Source organism: Streptomyces sp. cmx-18-6 (genome assembly GCF_046548915.1).
In the GTDB taxonomy this organism is placed as follows: Bacteria; Actinomycetota; Actinomycetes; order Streptomycetales; family Streptomycetaceae; genus Streptomyces.
The window spans coordinates 96721-112216 of record NZ_JAEBEP010000009.1; the positions used below are offsets into that span (position 1 = coordinate 96721).

General features: G+C 71.8%; 13 protein-coding genes and 1 riboswitch. All 13 genes read right to left on the bottom strand.

Going from position 1 to position 15496, the window contains the following annotated elements; genetic code table 11:
- Positions 1 to 322: 322 nt before the first annotated feature.
- Positions 323 to 1723, bottom strand: coding sequence for an NAD(P)/FAD-dependent oxidoreductase (locus ACLJPL_RS21805; RefSeq protein ID WP_411082555.1), 1401 nt, complete (start codon positions 1721 to 1723; stop codon positions 323 to 325).
- 387 nt (positions 1724 to 2110) lie between these two features.
- A complete protein-coding gene (locus ACLJPL_RS21810; protein ID WP_411082556.1) occupies positions 2111 to 3106 on the bottom strand; it encodes an arsenic resistance protein in 996 nt (331 codons plus the stop codon).
- Between the two features lie 69 nt (positions 3107 to 3175).
- Positions 3176 to 4129 (bottom strand): exopolyphosphatase, encoded by a 954-nt coding sequence (locus ACLJPL_RS21815; protein WP_411082557.1) that lies wholly within the window; start codon positions 4127 to 4129, stop codon positions 3176 to 3178.
- A complete protein-coding gene (locus tag ACLJPL_RS21820; RefSeq protein WP_411082558.1) occupies positions 4126 to 4740 on the bottom strand; it encodes a DUF501 domain-containing protein in 615 nt (204 codons plus the stop codon). The genes ACLJPL_RS21815 and ACLJPL_RS21820 overlap by 4 nt, the downstream gene beginning before the upstream one ends.
- A 110-nt stretch (positions 4741 to 4850) precedes the next feature.
- Positions 4851 to 5336, bottom strand: a complete 486-nt coding sequence (locus tag ACLJPL_RS21825; protein ID WP_411082559.1) for an FtsB family cell division protein — start codon at positions 5334 to 5336, stop codon at positions 4851 to 4853.
- 126 nt (positions 5337 to 5462) lie between these two features.
- Positions 5463 to 6743, bottom strand: coding sequence for a phosphopyruvate hydratase (eno, locus tag ACLJPL_RS21830; RefSeq protein WP_401155410.1), 1281 nt, complete (start codon positions 6741 to 6743; stop codon positions 5463 to 5465).
- 397 nt (positions 6744 to 7140) lie between these two features.
- Complete coding sequence (locus tag ACLJPL_RS21835) at positions 7141 to 7857, bottom strand: transglycosylase family protein (protein WP_411082560.1); 717 nt, start codon at positions 7855 to 7857, stop codon at positions 7141 to 7143.
- Positions 7858 to 7861: 4 nt separating this feature from the next.
- A riboswitch (cyclic di-AMP (ydaO/yuaA leader) is annotated at positions 7862 to 8057 on the bottom strand.
- A 291-nt stretch (positions 8058 to 8348) separates the two neighbouring features.
- Positions 8349 to 9461 carry a transglycosylase family protein gene (locus ACLJPL_RS21840; protein WP_411082561.1) on the bottom strand — a complete coding sequence of 371 codons (1113 nt, stop codon included), beginning with the start codon at positions 9459 to 9461 and terminating at the stop codon, positions 8349 to 8351.
- A gap of 213 nt (positions 9462 to 9674) precedes the next feature.
- A complete protein-coding gene (locus ACLJPL_RS21845) occupies positions 9675 to 11072 on the bottom strand; it encodes a cytochrome P450 family protein (RefSeq protein WP_411082562.1) in 1398 nt (465 codons plus the stop codon).
- A gap of 34 nt (positions 11073 to 11106) precedes the next feature.
- Positions 11107 to 12201: a nucleoside triphosphate pyrophosphohydrolase gene (locus ACLJPL_RS21850; RefSeq protein WP_411082563.1), complete on the bottom strand. Its 1095-nt coding sequence runs from the start codon at positions 12199 to 12201 to the stop codon at positions 11107 to 11109.
- Between the two features lie 116 nt (positions 12202 to 12317).
- Complete coding sequence (locus tag ACLJPL_RS21855; RefSeq protein WP_411082564.1) at positions 12318 to 12974, bottom strand: SurA N-terminal domain-containing protein; 657 nt, start codon at positions 12972 to 12974, stop codon at positions 12318 to 12320.
- Positions 12975 to 13146: 172 nt separating this feature from the next.
- Positions 13147 to 14766: a protein kinase domain-containing protein gene (locus ACLJPL_RS21860; protein ID WP_411082565.1), complete on the bottom strand. Its 1620-nt coding sequence runs from the start codon at positions 14764 to 14766 to the stop codon at positions 13147 to 13149.
- Positions 14763 to 15347 (bottom strand): NnrS family protein, encoded by a 585-nt coding sequence (locus ACLJPL_RS21865; RefSeq protein WP_411082566.1) that lies wholly within the window; start codon positions 15345 to 15347, stop codon positions 14763 to 14765. The genes ACLJPL_RS21860 and ACLJPL_RS21865 overlap by 4 nt, the downstream gene beginning before the upstream one ends.
- Positions 15348 to 15496 lie beyond the last annotated feature (149 nt).

Below are 15496 nucleotides of genomic sequence, written 5' to 3' on the forward strand. Positions count from 1 at the left end.
GAGCACGCGTACGACGAGCACAGGGCCTGCCCACAGGCTCAGGGCCCCGCCGCCGCGCCCCTCGGCCCCGCGACGGGGTACACCTGCGTCAACTCTTCCCACCCAGTCCGTCATCCCGCTACCGGGCAACAAAACGGCAAAACGCGTGCGCGCGGCCGCCGCCCCGGCGGGAACCGGCCCCGGACCGGCGCCGGCCCCCCGGCACCGGTCCCGGCACCGTCCGGCAGCGGGTACGCCGAAGGGGCCGTCCGCACCACGGATGGCGGACGGCCCCTTCGGGCGTCGTACGGAGCGCTCCTCGCGGAGCGGGGTCAAGGAGGCGTCAGGATGCCTTGGCCTTCTCGCCCTCGGACTTGGCGCCCTCCAACTTCGCGGCGGCCGGAGCCGGGGCCGGCTTGGCGGCCTCGTAGAACTCCTCGCGCGGCGTCTCCATGGCGCCGAGCGAGACGACCTCGCGCTTGAGGAACATCGCCAGCGTCCAGTCGGCGAAGATCCGGATCTTACGGTTCCAGGTCGGCATCGCCATGCCGTGGTAGCCACGGTGCATGTACCAGGCGAGACGGCCCTTGAGCTTGATCTTGACCTTGCCCATGACGATCATCGCGACGCCCTTGTGCAGGCCCAGACCGGCGACCGCACCCTTGTTGGCGTGGCTGTACTCCTTCTGCGGGAAGCCCCGCATGCCGGAGATCACGTTGTCGCCGAGGACCTTCGCCTGACGCAGCGCGTGCTGGGCGTTGGGCGGGCACCAGGCGTTCGGGTTGCCGGCGCGGCGGCCGATCATGTCCGGCACCTGGGCGTTGTCGCCCGCGGCCCAGATGTAGTCGGTGCCCTGCACCTGGAGCTTCTCGGAGGTGTCGACGTGGCCGCGGGGGCCGAGCGGCAGACCGAAGCGGGCGAGCGCCGGGTTCGGCTTCACACCGGCGGTCCACACGATGGTGCTGGAGTCGACCTCCAGGCCGTTCTTGAGCACCACGTGACCGTCGACGCAGGAGTCCATGGAGGTGGAGAGGTAGATCTCCACCCCGCGGCTCTCCAGGTGCTCCTTGCCGTACGCGCCCAGCTTCGGGCCGACCTCGGGAAGGATCTTGTCGGCGGCGTCGACCAGGATGAAGCGCATGTCCTCGCGCTTCACGTTGGTGTAGTACTTCGTGGCGTCGCGGGCCATGTCCTCGACCTCGCCGATGGTCTCCGCGCCGGCGAAGCCGCCGCCCACGAAGACGAACGTCAGCGCCTTGCGGCGGACGTCCTCGTCGGTCGTGGAGTCAGCCTTGTCGAGCTGCTCCAGGACGTGGTTGCGCAGGCCGATGGCCTCCTCGATGCCCTTCATGCCGATGCCCTGCTCGGCGAGGCCGGGGATCGGGAAGGTACGGGAGACCGCGCCCATCGCGATGACCAGGTAGTCGAAGGGCAGCTCGTACGCCTCGCCGACGAGCGGCGCGATCGTGGCGACCTTGCGGTCCTGGTCGATCGTCGTGACACGACCGGTGAGAACCTCAGCCTTGGGCAGCACGCGTCGCAGCGGGACGACGACATGCCGAGGCGAGATGCTGCCTGCGGCAGCTTCGGGGAGGAAGGGCTGGTACGTCATGTACGACCGCGGGTCGACGACCGTGACGGTCGCCTCCCCGTACCGCATCTTCTTCAGAATGCGACGAGCTGCGTACAGGCCAACGTACCCACCGCCTACAACGAGGATCCTGGGACGCTCCGTGGTGCTCATGCCATCGAGTATCCACCTCCCCCCAGGGGGGTGCTCGTGAGCCCCTTCACAAGGATTGACCCACCCTCTGCTACACTTCGCCGCCCACGTGACCCAGGTCATGACCCGGCAAGGGAACCGCAACGCGCCGGGAAACGTTCCTGACCGCCTGTGAGCTGGCCCTTGGCCCTCCGGGAGGGGCGGAGCGGCGCTCCCCTTCATACGTACGCAACGCGCCCGGAACGCGCCCGTACGCCCTCCGCCGAGCCCCGCGTATGGCCCGGACGGCCCTTGCGGTCCCGAACTGCGCCCAACAGGACCGAATTCCTTGTGAAGAAGTTCACGAACTTCGTGGCGGCGTGTCCCGGGAAGGGTCCCCCGACCGGCCCACCAGGGCCGCGAGGAGGCTCAAAGGTGCAGGTGGCGCTGCGGCTGAGCGGGCAGCAGGCGGGGCACGGCCCGGACGTAGAGCACCATGCCGACGACCTCGACCAGCGTCTGCGCGACCACGACGACGGCGGCGATCGCGTACGGGTCGGGGAGGGACAGCGCGAGCGGAAGCACCACCAGGGAATTACGGGTCGCCCCGCTGAAGACCACCGCCCGCCCACCGGCCGCATCGAGCCGCAGGAGCCGGGCCACGGCCTTCCCGGCGAAGGCCATCACCACCAGGAACGCCGCGTAGAAGGGGACGACCGCGGCGACGTCGTCGAGGTTCCCGCCCACCTTCGGCACCTGGGAGGCGACCACCACCAGCAGGGTCGCGGCCATCAGCGGCACCATCGTCGCGGTCGCCGCGTCCGACGCCTTCCGCCCGCCCTCCCGCCGCCCCGCCCACGCCTGAAGCGCCCAGGCCAGCGCGAGCGGGACGACGATCAGGAAGGCGAACGCCTCCAGGAACGGCCCGGCCTCCACGATGTCGGCGAGCCCGGAGCCGAGGAACCCGTACAGGAACACCGGAAGCAGCGCCATCTGCACGACCAGCAGGAGCGGGGTCGCGGCGAGCAGCCGGCGGGCCGAGCCCCCCGCCAGACCGCTGAAGACGATCACGTAATCGACGCACGGGCAGAGCAGCACGAGCAGCACGCCCAGGCGCACCGCCCGGTCGGCCGGCAGGAACGTGAACATCGCGGCGACGACGAGCGGCACCACCAGGAAGTTCACCACCAGCGCGGCGGCCAGGAAGCGCCCGTCGCGCAACGAACGCAGCAGCTCGGCCGCCGGCACCTGAAGGAAGGTCACGAACAGCAGCGCGCCCAGGACGGGGTTGATGAGGTGTTCGAGACCCGGCCCGGCGGCGGGCGCGACAAGCCCCAGAAGAGCGCCGAGGGCCATCGCGGCGAGATAGACCACCACTTGGCGGTGTTCCATCCGCTCGACGACTCCGCGCGGTGTGTCGGTCATGTCGTGCGCCCCCCGGCGAACTGTTGCGCGGCGCTCCAGGCGATGCCGTCGAAGATGTCGTCCCAAGCGCTACCGAGGGTCCTCTGCCGCGCTCCAGGCGATCCCGTCCAGGATGTCGTGCTCGCTGACGACGACCTCATGCGCGCCCGTCCGCTCCATCACGGCCAGCAGGACCAGAGCGCCCGCCGCGATCACGTCGACCCGGCCGGGGTGCATCACGGGGATCGCGGCGCGTTCCGCATGGGTCGACCGGAGCAGGTGCTCGGTGATCGCGCGGACCTGACCCCGGGAGACCCGGGAGTGGTGGATGGCCCCGGAGTCGTACTCCGCCAGCTCCAGCGCGATCCCGGCGAGCGTGGTGACCGTGCCCGCCAGGCCCACCAGCGTGGCCGCCTCGGTGAGCGGGACGGACTCGGCGGCGAGGTCCAGGGCCGCGTCGACGTCCGCGCGGATCGCGGCGACCCGGTCGGGGGTGGCCGGGTCAACGACGGACCCGTCCACGACGAGATGACGCTCCGTCAACCGTACGCAGCCGATGTCCACGGAGCGCGCCGCGGCCACCTCGTCCGAGCCGAGGACGAACTCGGTGGAGCCGCCGCCGATGTCGACGACCAGATACGGCTTCGCCAGGTGGTCGCCGCCGGTCAGCTCCTTGGTGGCCCCGCCGAAGGAGAGCTGCGCCTCCTGGTCGCCCGTGATCACCTCGGGCTCGACGCCCAGGATGTCCCGGACGCCGGACACGAACTCCGCGCTGTTCTCGGCGTCCCGGGAGGCGGAGGTGGCCACGAAGCGGACGCGTTCCGCGCCCAGCTCCCCGATCGCGGCGGCGTACTCGCGGCAGGCCGCGAACGTCCGCTCCAGCGCCTCGGGGGCCAGCCGGCCGGTCCGGTCGACGCCCTGGCCGAGGCGGACGATCGTCATCCGCCGGTCCAGCTCGGTGAAGGAGCCGGTGGCGGGGTCCACGTCGGCGACGAGGAGCCGGATCGAGTTCGTACCGCAGTCGACGGCGGCCACCCGGATCATGAGCCCTGCCCTTCCGCGGGACCGTCGACCGGGCGGAAGCCGAAGTAGCCCCCGTCGCTCTCGGCCACCGTCCACCCGTCGTCCTCGCTCGGGGCCACGCACGGCGTGACGCACGGGCCCTTGGCCCACCACTCGGGCAGCATCGCGATGGCCTCGTCGCCCAGCGGGTTCACCCCGGGACCGGCGGCCAGCGAGTGGCCGACCAGGACGTGCAGGCACTTCACCCGGTCCGGCATGCCGCCCGCGCTCGGGAAGCCCTCCAGGACCTCGATGGCGTCACGCCGGGCGATGTAGTCCTCGTGCGCGGCCCGGTAGGCGGCGGCCAGCTCCGGGTCGGTCTCCAGACGGGCCGTCATCTCCTTCATGACCCCGTTCGCCTCCAGCGTGCCGATCGCCGAGGCCGCCCGGGGGCAGGTCAGGTAGTACGTCGTCGGGAACGGCGTGCCGTCCTCCAGACGCGGCTGGGTCTCCACCACGTCCGGGTTGCCGCACGGACAGCGGTGCGCGATGGCCCGCAGGCCGCGCGGCGGACGGCCGAGCTGCTGCTCGAACGCGGCGATGTCCGCGTCGGTGGGCTTGGTGGACTCGGTCTGCGGAGGGGGCGTTTCCATGCCTGCCTGGTTCTGTTCGAGAGGGTTCGGAAGCTCGGAGGACTCGAAGGATTCGAGGGCGTACGAAGGTGGGGACGTACGGGGCGCGTACCAGGGTGCGGTGACCGGCGTCAGTCCCGGTCGCCGGCGTCGCGGTCGGCGCTGTCCACACCGTCCCAGAGGTTCGCGTGCCAGGGGCGGTCGCTCGCGCCCGGCTCCCCGCGACGGTCCTTCGCCGCGTCCGGGTCGGCCACGGTGTAACCGGTCTCCCCGGGGAGCACGTAATGGAGGTGCTGGCGGGCCAGGCGCATGATGTACGCGTCGTCCTGGAGCCGCGCCTTTTCGTCCCGCAGCTCCTCGGTGCGCCGCTCCGCCTGCTGCGAGAGCCGCTCCTGCTCGGCGATCTCGTCGCGCTGGGAGACGTACTGCCGCATCGGGTAGGCGAGCGCCAGCACCAGTGAGCAGACCACCAGCGCCAGGAAGGCGGCCCGGCCGGTGAGCCGGGAGCGGCGGGCCTGGCGGCGGTTCTGGGAGCGGTACACGCGGGCGGCGGTCTGCTCGCCGAGCAGTCGCAGCCTGGTCGCGGTGGAGAACCGGTCGCGGTCCTTCCCGGCCATGTCTCCCGCCTCCCCATTACGCACATCCGTCCCCGCACACGGTACGGGACCGAGTGCGGGGACGGACGGAGGCTATGCCCCCGGGCCGGGGGCGGGCCTCCGGGATCAGGCCCGGAAGCGGCCGGGTCAGCCCTTGAAGCGCGGGAAGGCCGAGCGGCCCGCGTACACCGCGGCGTCGTCGAGGATCTCCTCGATGCGCAGCAGCTGGTTGTACTTGGCGACGCGGTCCGAGCGGGCCGGGGCGCCGGTCTTGATCTGGCCGCAGTTCACCGCGACCGCGAGGTCGGCGATGGTGACGTCCTCGGTCTCGCCGGAGCGGTGCGACATCATGCACTTGAAGCCGTTGCGCTGGGCCAGCTCGACGGCGTCCAGGGTCTCGGTCAGCGAACCGATCTGGTTCACCTTCACCAGCAGGGCGTTGGCGGAGCCCTCCTCGATGCCGCGGGCCAGACGCTCCGGGTTGGTGACGAAGAGGTCGTCGCCGACGATCTGGACCTTGGCGCCGATGCGGTCGGTGATGACCTTCCAGCCGGCCCAGTCGTCCTCGTACAGCGGGTCCTCGATGGAGACCAGCGGGTACGCGGAGACGAGCTCCTCGTAGTACTCGGTCATCTCGGCGGCCGAGCGGGACTTGCCCTCGAACTCGTAGACGCCGTCCTTGTAGAACTCGGACGCGGCGACGTCGAGCGCGAGCGCGACATCACGGCCCGGGACGTAACCGGCTTCCTTGATGGCCTCGACGATGAGGTCCAGGGCGGCGCGGTTGGAGTCCAGGTTCGGGGCGAAGCCGCCCTCGTCGCCGAGTCCGGTGGACAGGCCCTTGGTCTTGAGGACCTTCTTGAGCGTGTGGTAGATCTCCGCACCCCAGCGCAGGGCCTCGGAGAAGGACTCCGCGCCGATCGGCGCGATCATGAACTCCTGGATGTCCACGTTGGAGTCGGCGTGCGAGCCGCCGTTCAGGATGTTCATCATCGGAACGGGCAGCAGGTGCGCGTTCGGGCCGCCGAGGTAGCGGAAGAGCGGCAGGTCGGACGCCTCGGAGGCGGCGTGCGCGACGGCGAGCGAGACGCCGAGGATGGCGTTCGCGCCGAGCGATGCCTTGTTCTCGGTGGCGTCCAGGTCGAACATCGCCTGGTCGATGAGGCGCTGCTCGGTGGCGTCGTACCCGACGAGCTCCGGGCCGATCTGCTCGATGACGGCCAGGACGGCCTTCTCGACGCCCTTGCCCTGGTAGCGGTTGGGGTCACCGTCGCGAAGCTCAACAGCCTCGAACGCACCGGTGGAGGCGCCGGACGGAACGGCAGCACGGCCCGTGCTGCCGTCGTCGAGGCCGACCTCGACCTCGACCGTGGGGTTGCCCCGGGAGTCGAGGATTTCCCTGGCTACGACGACGTCGATGGACGGCACGAGGCATCTCCTTCTGGGATATGACACTGGTTGTGCAGGGTCACTGCGGTCACGGTGGCCTTGCGACACGAGCCTAACCGGCCCGGCCTCCTCAGTCGGCCGACCGCCCGTCTCCTGGGACGAAAAAGGACCCAAGGGCCTGCATCACGGGGCAAAACTCCAGAAATCTACTGGGTGGTAACAAGCCCTGACGACAAGAGGTGAACGAATCCCCCACGGGAGACGTGTCGGCCCGGGAGATACCCCGGCCACGGGAGACGCCCCGCCCCCGGGGGATACCCCGGCCACGGGAGATACCCCGGCCCGGCGCGCATCGGGGGGAGAGCGCGCCGGGCCGGGGAGCCGTGCGAGGGAGGGTGCCGCCGGACCCCCTCCCTCCGGGGAGGAGAGCCGGCTGTTACTTCAGGTGGAGCTGCTGACCCGGGAAGATCAGGTCCGCGTCCTTGACGATGTCGTCGTTGAGCTCGAACAGCTTGCTCCAGCCGCCCTTGACGCCTTCCTTCTGAGCGATCTTGCTCAGGGTGTCGCCGGACTCGACCTTGTACTCGCCGTCGCCCTTCTGGACCTTCTCGCCGGTCGGGGTGGTGACGGTCTTCTTGGAGCTCTCGGCCTTCGGGGCCGCCGGGGCGCTGCGCTGCTCGCTGCGCGTGGTGGGCTGCTCGGCCTTGCGCTCGGGCTGCGCCTGCTCGGGCTTGCTCTGCGACTGGCCGGAGCCGGTGTTCACGCCCGGGTCCACACCGTCGTTGGTGAGGCCGCCGGCGCCGGCGCAGGCCCAGGCGCCCGGACCCTGAAGGTCGAGGAGCTTCTCGGCGGTGGCGATCTGCTGGTCCTTGGAGGCCAGGTCGGCGCGCGAGGCGTACTGCGTACCACCGGCGGCGGCCCAGCTGGACTGGGAGAACTGCAGCCCGCCGTAGTAGCCGTTGCCGGTGTTGATGGACCAGTTGCCGCCGGACTCGCACTGGGCGACGGCGTCCCAGGTCTCGACGGAGGCGGCGGAAGCGCTGGTCGCGCCCATCAGCGGCACCGCGACGGCGGCACCGGTGACGCCCGCCAGGGTGGCGAGACGGACGGCCTTGGACGGGCGGCGGTGCTTGCCCTTGCTGTTAAGCAGCATGGAACGATCTCCTCACCGACGCCTACGAGGTGAGCTGTCGGGTTCGGGCTGATGAGTTGCCCGGCCGTGCGACCTTGCGCACGACTTCACCCCGAGCCGGTCCCGTACGTCCCGTCCGAAGTCTTCCGACTTCGACGAGGCCCGTCCGGACCCGGCGGCCTACCTGGGTCCCCCGCTCCTGCCTACGGCGCTTTACGCGTCTGTTCCCTTCGGCCGCCGGCAGGATTCGGCGTGACGGTCGTCGGGGCCCGCGGTGCGAGCGGTTCCGACCGTAAACACAGGCAACCCCCATATTCAAAGATGGACATACTAGTCTAATTGGCGCTTACTTGCTCACCCTGACGGACCGTTTCCGCAGGTCGGAGCGGATCAACGCCGAGCGGGCGGACGCGACACGCCAGTTGAAGCAAAGAGACCCATGTCTCACTTACGCATAAGTGGACATAGGTCCCTGAACTACCCGCGATTTCGGGGTGTTTTCCCGAATTGGATCAGTTGGCCGCAGGCTCCTCGACGCGCTCCCCGGCACCTTCCGAAGCGCCCTGCTCCAGCCCCAGATCCAGGCTCTGGCCGGGCAGGATCAGGTCCGGGTCGGAGCCCAGGAGGTCCTTGTTGGCCTCGTACAGACCGGACCAGCCCTGGGGAAGTTCCTGTGCGTCAGCAATCGCCCAGAGGTTGTCCCCGGGCTGCACGGTGTAGCCGCCCGCGGTGACCGCGCCGCCGTCCCGCGCGTCACCCTCACCCCGCGAGGCGCGCCGGCCGGACTCCCGGGGGCCGTCCTCACGACCCGCCGCACCGGCCTCCTCGGGAGCCGGGGCACCCCGGTGCTTGCCGCCGCTGCGGTCGCCCTTCGAGGCGTCAGGGGCGGAGGTGGAGGGCTGCGAGGCGTCGGGGGACTCGAAGGAGCCGGTCTTCCCGGCCCCGCCGGTCTTGCCGGTGGCGGGCGAAGGGGAGGGCTTCGCGGAGGGGTCGGCGCCGCCGCCCTCACCTTCCTCCTCCCCCGCGCCGGTCTTGCCCGCTTCACCGACCTTGCCCGACTTGCCGGTCTTGCCACCCTTGCCCGTCTCGCCCTGAGCCTCGCCGGAACCCTCGGATTCACCCTTTTCATCCGCTTCGTCCGCTTCGTCCGCTTCGTCCGCTTCGTCCGCTTCGTCCGCCGGGGCGGTCGTCGCGTCCTGGCCCGGGTCGGCGGAGGGCCCGGTACCGGGGTCGACGCCGGGCAGACTGCCGTCCACCGCGAGGCCCGAGATCACCGCGCAGCCCGGCCACGCCTGCGGCCCCTGGTCGCCCAGGACCTTCTCGGCGACGGCTATCTGCTGCGAGCGGCTGGCGAGGTCGGCCCGGTCCGCGAAGGCGGTGCCGCCGTACGCCGACCAGGTCTCCTGCGAGAACTGGAGCCCGCCGTAGTAGCCGTTACCGAGGTCGGCACTCCACATGCCGCCGCTCTCGCACTCCGCGACCCGGTCCCAGGTGGTGGCGTCGGCGGCGTGCGCGCCGGATGCGCCGAGAAGGGGGATGGCGATGGCCGAACCGGTCACGCCTGCGGCGACGACGATGGCGGGTGCCTGACGAGGGCGGCGGTGTCTGCCGTTCGCGGAGCCCATGGGTTTGCCTTCCGTGCGACTGACAAGCAGGAACTGATGAGCAGCTGTTCAGGTACTGACGTGCAGTAACCGACAAGCGGCACATGCCGTGCGTAAAGCTGTTGCGCAAGTGACGGACGGGCCACCGGTGAACAGCGGCCGACGCGTCGAACCGTGAACCTAGCGGGACTCGAACGCATGTCACAAGTCGATGCAGCGCAGATCACGTGAAAGTCACAGAGGTGACAGCGTGTCACTTTCACCCAGGCGACGCCCCGGCTCGAACTCCACCGGCAACGTGCGCAATCCCCGCATGATGAGCCCGCCGCGCCAGCGCAAATCAGCGGCTTCCCCTGCAAGTCGCAGCCCGGGAAGACGTCTCAGCAACGTCGCCACCGCGGCCTGGCCCTCCAGACGCGCGAGCGGCGCTCCCAAGCAGTAGTGGATGCCGTGACCGTAACCGAGATGCTGATTGTCACCCCGAGCAAGGTCGAGGACATCCGGTTCCGCGAACCGTTCCGGGTCCCGGTCGGCCGCCGCCAGCACCACCAGCACCGGGTCCCCGGCCGCGATCTCCTGCCCGCCGAGCGTCAGCGCCTCGGTGGCGTACCGCCAGGTCGCGAGCTCCACCGGGCCGTCGAACCGGAGCAGTTCCTCGATTCCGGTGGCCAGCAGCGCGCTCTCCCCCGCCTCCAGGGAAGCCTCCAGCAGGGCGCGCTGCTCCGGGTGGCGCAGCAGGGCGTACGTGCCGTTGCCGATCAGGTTCACGGTCGTCTCGAAGCCGGCGAAGAGGAGGATGAACGCCATCGCCGCGGCCTCGTTCTCCGTGAGGTGCTCGCCGTGGTCACTGGCCCGGATCAGCCCGGAGATCAGGTCGTCGCCCGGGTTCTCCCTTTTACGGTGGATGAGTTCGGCGAGATAGCCGCGCATCTTCTTCACCGACCGGGCCACCCCGCCGCGCGGCCCGCCGCCGTGGCGGATCATCATGCCCGCCCAGTCCCGGAAGTCGTCCTGGTCCTCGCGCGGGACGCCGAGCAGGTCGCAGATGGCGTAGATGGGGAGCGGAAAGGCGAAGTCGTGGATCAGGTCCGCCTTCCCCTCCTCGATGAAGCGGTCGATGAGCTGGTCCGTCAGCTCCTGCACGCGGGGCGCGAACTCCGCGACCCGGCGCGGGGTGAACGCCTTGGACACGAGCCGGCGCAGCCGGGTGTGGTCCGGCGGGTCGATGTTGAGCAGATGCGTCATCAGCTCCGCCTTGCGCTCCCCCGGGATGCCCGTCTTCCCCTTGGCGGCGGCCGACCCGGAGTGGTTCGCCGGGTTCTTGGAGAGCCGCGCGTCGGCAAGCGCCTGCTTGGCGTCCCCGTACCGGGTCACGAGCCACGCCTCGACCCCGCTGGGCAGCGCGGTGCGGTGCACGGGACTGTGCTCGCGGAGCCAGGCGTAGGCGGGGTAGGGGTCGGTGGCGAACTCCCAGGTGAAGAGTTCGGGGGCGGGGGCGCTCCCCTTCGCGGCGTCGGAGGACGCGTCGGCGCTGTGCGGGCAGGCGGGGGCCGGGGCGTCGGCGGGAGAGGTGTCGTGGGGGCGGACGGGGGGCGGGGCGTCGGCGGGGCGGTCGGGCAGGCTGTCGTTCACCCCTCGACGCTATCGGCCGCGCCGCCCCGCTCCCCTACCGCACGTCCGGCCCACCGGTCTCCGCCGCCACGATCGCGTCGCGGTAGGCGCGGGCCGCCGCGCGGAGGGCGGCCTCCGGGTCGGTGCCGGTCGCCTCGGCGCGTACGGCGAGGGCGAGGAGCTCGTAGCCGATGGTGTCGCCGGTCGGGAGGGGGACGTCGAGTCCGGCCGTACGGGCGCGGCTGCCGAGCTTCGCCGCGAGGGCAAGGCCCGGCTGGCCGAGGGGGACGCCTTCGGTGACCGAGGTGCGCTGCTTCTCGATCGCCTTCGTGCGCAGCCAGTGCTCGTGGACGTCCTCGGGGGTCTCGGCGCTCTCGTCGCCGAAGACGTGCGGGTGGCGGTGGATCAGCTTCTCGACGAGGCCGCCCGCCACGTCGTCGATGGCGAAGGGCTCCTCGGGATCCTCCTCGGCGATGCGCGCGTGGAAGACGACCTGGAGCAGTACGTCGCCGAGTTCCTCGCGCAGTTCGTCCCGGTCGCCGTCCTCGATCGCCTCGACGAGTTCGTACGCCTCCTCGATGGCGTACTTGGCGAGGCTCCTGTGCGTCCGCTGCGAGGTCCAGGGGCACTCGCGGCGGACCCGGTCCATGACCTGCACCAGGTCCAGGAGGCGCGCGCCGGGCAGGTCGTACGAGCCCGGGAGCAGCTCCAGGTCCGGCATGGCCACCCGGCCCGAGCCGCCGAGCCGGGCCAGGCCGTCCGTCAGCCGGCCGTCGCCCTCGCCGCCCGCCAGGACGACGACGGTGCGGCCGCCGGCGCAGGCGGCGACCAGTTCGTCGGCGTGGGGCGCGGCGTGCTCGACGCGGACGCCCGCCTCGCGGAGGTAGGGCAGCTGGGGGTGGCCGGGGTCGGCGGCCAGGACCTGGTCGGCGGCGTGCAGCGTCTGCCAGGCCGGCCAGGACAGCAGGCCGGGGGCGACCCGGTGGCTGGCGGTGAGCAGGACGATGCGGCCGGGGTCGCCGGGGAGATCGGGTGGGGTTCCGGAGTCGCCGGGGAGGTCGGGTGGAGTTCCGGAGTCGCCGGGGAGATCGGGAGGGGTTCCGGAGTCGCCGGGGGTGGTTCCGGGGTCGCCGGGGGCTTCAGCGTTCACCCCGCGAACCTACCCGGCGCGCGGGGGGCGTTCACCCCACGGGCCCCGGGGGCGGGAGCGGCCCGATGCACGGCCCCCGGCGCGGGGCGGGGCGGGTGTCCGGCCCTCCGCGCGGCTCAGGCGCCCGCCTGCGGTTCCTTCGGGGCGAAGTCGGTGACCTGGGTGATCCAGGGGGCCTTGTAGTCGCCCAGCTGCATCTTCTGGTCGTCCCAGGTGCCGAAGCGCGGGTTCACGTCGATGTCGAGCGCCTTCGACGCCTTGGTCAGCGCCTCGCCGACCTTCTGCTGCCCGTCCGGCGTGCCGAGGTCCGCGTTCAGCGCCGCCGCGAGCTTCGGCAGCTGGACCTCCTGGCGCATGTCGCCGTCGATCTGCTCGGGGGCGACCCAGCGCTGCTGGAGCATCATCGCCCGCAGCTGCTCCTCACCGCCGTACTGCGCGCGGCCGGCGGTCCGGGCCTCCTGGATCTCCTTGCGGCTGACCGTGACGCCCGCGTCGTCGGCGGCCTTGTCCAGGATGCGGCCGAAGATCAGCCCGTGCAGCTTGGCGCGGTTGAGCTGGCCCGACTTGTTGACCAGTTGGGTCGCCTCGGGCGAACTCTCCTGGGCGGTGCGGACGTCGGCCGCCTGGGCCTGGACCGCCGAGACCTCGATGCGCTCGCCGCCCACGACGGCCGCGGCGCCGGGGTGGGCCTCGTTGCCGCAGGCGGCCAGGAGTGGGGCCGCGAGCAGGGTTGCGGCGAAGACGGCGAGCGCGGTGCGACGACGGCGGTGCAAAGGAGCCTCCCGTGGAGAGTTTGTGCATCGGTGCACAAGCCTTGCGGTGATCGATGTTAGGCAGTGGATGTGATCGGTGCCACTGATTCGACCAACGATTCGGGAGGAGTTGGGGATGTGGGGCCGGGCCAGCCGCCCCGAAGGTCCGCGCCCGCCGCCCCGGGGATCCGGGTCAGCCGCCCCGCACGTCCTGCTGGTGGCTCAGGCGGCGGCGCAGGTCCGCGGGGAGCGGGTGGTGCGGCCCGTACGTGCGCTCCGCGTCGTACAGCAGGGCCTGGAGCTGCGCCCGGCCCGCCGTGTGGTCCCCGACCGCCAGGAGCAGCCGGCCGATGCGATGCCGGATGTCGAGGGCCCGGCCGGGGTCGGTGGTGACCGGGCCGTAGGCGTTCTCGTAGAACGGGAGGACCGCGCGGTACTCCCCCAGCGCGGCCGCCGCCTCCCCGAGCTGCTCCAGGCACTGGGCGGCGTCGTAGCGGAACTGGAGCACCTGTGCGTCGGCCGGGCCGGCCTCGGCCGTGCGGTCCTCCGCGAGGCGGCGCAGCTCCGGCAGGGCGCGGCGGTACTGCCCGTCGTCCATCAGCGTCGCGGCGTACTGCTTGCGCAGGATGCGGACGACCGGTGAGCGCTCGCCGTGCTCGGCGGCGGCCGCCGGGAGGATGGAGCCGAGGATGTCGACGGCCTGGGTGATCCGGCCCTCGCCCAGCAGCTTCTTGACCTCGTCCACGGCCCGGGCGACGTCCGGCCGGGCCGGCGGCGGGGTGAAGGAGGTTGGCGCGGCGAGGGGCGGGGCCGGGGACAGGAGCGAGGCGACGGCCGGCCACGGGGTCGCACCGGGCAGGGCCTGCGGCGGTACGGGGGTGGTGGCCGGGGTCGCCGCCCGGTCCGGCCAGGGGGCGTGCGGGCGCAGGAAGGGGCGGGTCGGGTCGAGCGGTCCGGCGGGGGCCCCGTGCTTGGGCAGCAGCGGGGCCAGCTCCTCGTACACCTCCTGCGCGGAGGCGGGCCGGGCCTGCGGGTCCTTGGCGAGCAGCCGCAGCACGAGCGCCTCCAGCGCGGCGGGGACCTCGGGGCGGGTGCGCCGGACGGGGTGCGGCGGTTCGTAGAGGTGGCGGTGCAGGACGCCGAGGGCGGTGGACCCGGCGAACGGCACGTCACCGCTGAGCAGTTCGTGCAGGAGCACCCCGAGGGCGTACAGGTCGGTGTACGGGCCGACCGCGCCGCCCATCGCCTGCTCGGGGGCCATGTAGGCGGGGGAGCCGATGGGTGAGCCGGTGTGCGTGAGGCGGGTGGTGTCCGTGTCCAGGACGGAGGCGACGCCGAGGTCGAGCACGATGACGCTGCCGTCCGGGCGGACCATCACGTTGCGGGGCTTGAGGTCGCGGTGGACGATCGGCACCGCGTGCACCGCGCAGAGCACGGAGCAGAGCTGGGCCGCGACCGCGACGGCCCAGGGCCAGGGGTACGGGTCCTGCTCGGCGAGGTGGTCGGCGAGGTCGGCGCCCTCCACGTACTGCATGACGAGGTAGAGGTCCTCGCTGTCGCTGCCCGCGTCGTGGACGGTGACCAGGCCGGGGTGGTCGACCTGCGCGGTGACCCGGCACTCGCGCACGAACCGGCGGCGCAGCTCGTCGGGGGCGTCGCTGCCGGTGGGCCCGGCGACCCGGTCCGGGCGCAGCAGCTTGACCGCGACGCGGCGGTCCAGGCGCTGGTCGTACGCCGTCCAGACCTGGCCCATGCCGCCCTGGCCGAGGACGGTGGCCAGCTCGTACCGCCCGGCGATGACGCGCCCGCTCACCGGCCTTCGCCCTCCTTGCGGAGGTAGTCGCTGAGCTCGTCCAGCTCGGCCCGGACCTGGTCGAGCCGCCGGGGCGCGGGCGGTGGCGGGGTGTCCTGGACGGTGTACGGGTTCGGGGTGGGGGGCGGGGTCGGGTGCTGCGGCGGGACGGGGGCCTGGTGGTGGGCGGCGGGCGGCCGGTACGGGTTCGTCGCGGGCGCGGGTATCGGCTGCCGGCTGTCGTACGTTCCCGGCGTCGCGTAGTGCCGGATCTCCATGATCAGGTAGTACGTGATGATGCCGATCAGCATCACGAGGAGCCAGCCGACGCCGATCAGCGCCTCGGCGTCCGTCATCTCCTCCTCCTCGGGCAGCGACGCGAAGAACGCGAGCAGACCGATGGTGAGGGCGACGACGAGAACCAGCAGCCACCAGTCACGGGGCTTGCGGGTGACGATCGCGAGCCTCAGCATTGCCGCCCACCCGAGGAAAGTGCAGCTCAGCACGGTCAGCGCCACAAAGATCACCCGCAGCGTGATGAGCGTCGCCGAGTCCGGGCGGGACTTCGGCGGCTGCTGCGGCGGGTAGCCGTAGCCGTGCATGTGCTGCTCCTGGGAGGCGTGCGTGAGTCGGACGGGTGCGGTGCGTACGCAGGGCGTATGCAGTGAGCGTATACACCGACGCCGACAGACCGTCCCCGGTTGTGCCCAACCGTTGTCGTTCAGCTCACCCCGGCGTGACCGTGACCGCC

Excerpts from the sequence above, each read along its gene's own strand:
- ACLJPL_RS21805 (WP_411082555.1), bottom strand. The coding sequence starts at position 1,723 with ATGAGCACCACGGAGCGTCCCAGGATCCTCGTTGTAGGCGGTGGGTAC.
- ACLJPL_RS21810 (WP_411082556.1), bottom strand. The coding sequence starts at position 3,106 with ATGACCGACACACCGCGCGGAGTCGTCGAGCGGATGGAACACCGCCAA.
- ACLJPL_RS21815 (WP_411082557.1), bottom strand. The coding sequence starts at position 4,129 with ATGATCCGGGTGGCCGCCGTCGACTGCGGTACGAACTCGATCCGGCTC.
- ACLJPL_RS21820 (WP_411082558.1), bottom strand. The coding sequence starts at position 4,740 with ATGGAAACGCCCCCTCCGCAGACCGAGTCCACCAAGCCCACCGACGCG.
- ACLJPL_RS21825 (WP_411082559.1), bottom strand. The coding sequence starts at position 5,336 with ATGGCCGGGAAGGACCGCGACCGGTTCTCCACCGCGACCAGGCTGCGA.
- ACLJPL_RS21835 (WP_411082560.1), bottom strand. The coding sequence starts at position 7,857 with ATGCTGCTTAACAGCAAGGGCAAGCACCGCCGCCCGTCCAAGGCCGTC.
- ACLJPL_RS21840 (WP_411082561.1), bottom strand. The coding sequence starts at position 9,461 with ATGGGCTCCGCGAACGGCAGACACCGCCGCCCTCGTCAGGCACCCGCC.
- ACLJPL_RS21865 (WP_411082566.1), bottom strand. The coding sequence starts at position 15,347 with ATGCACGGCTACGGCTACCCGCCGCAGCAGCCGCCGAAGTCCCGCCCG.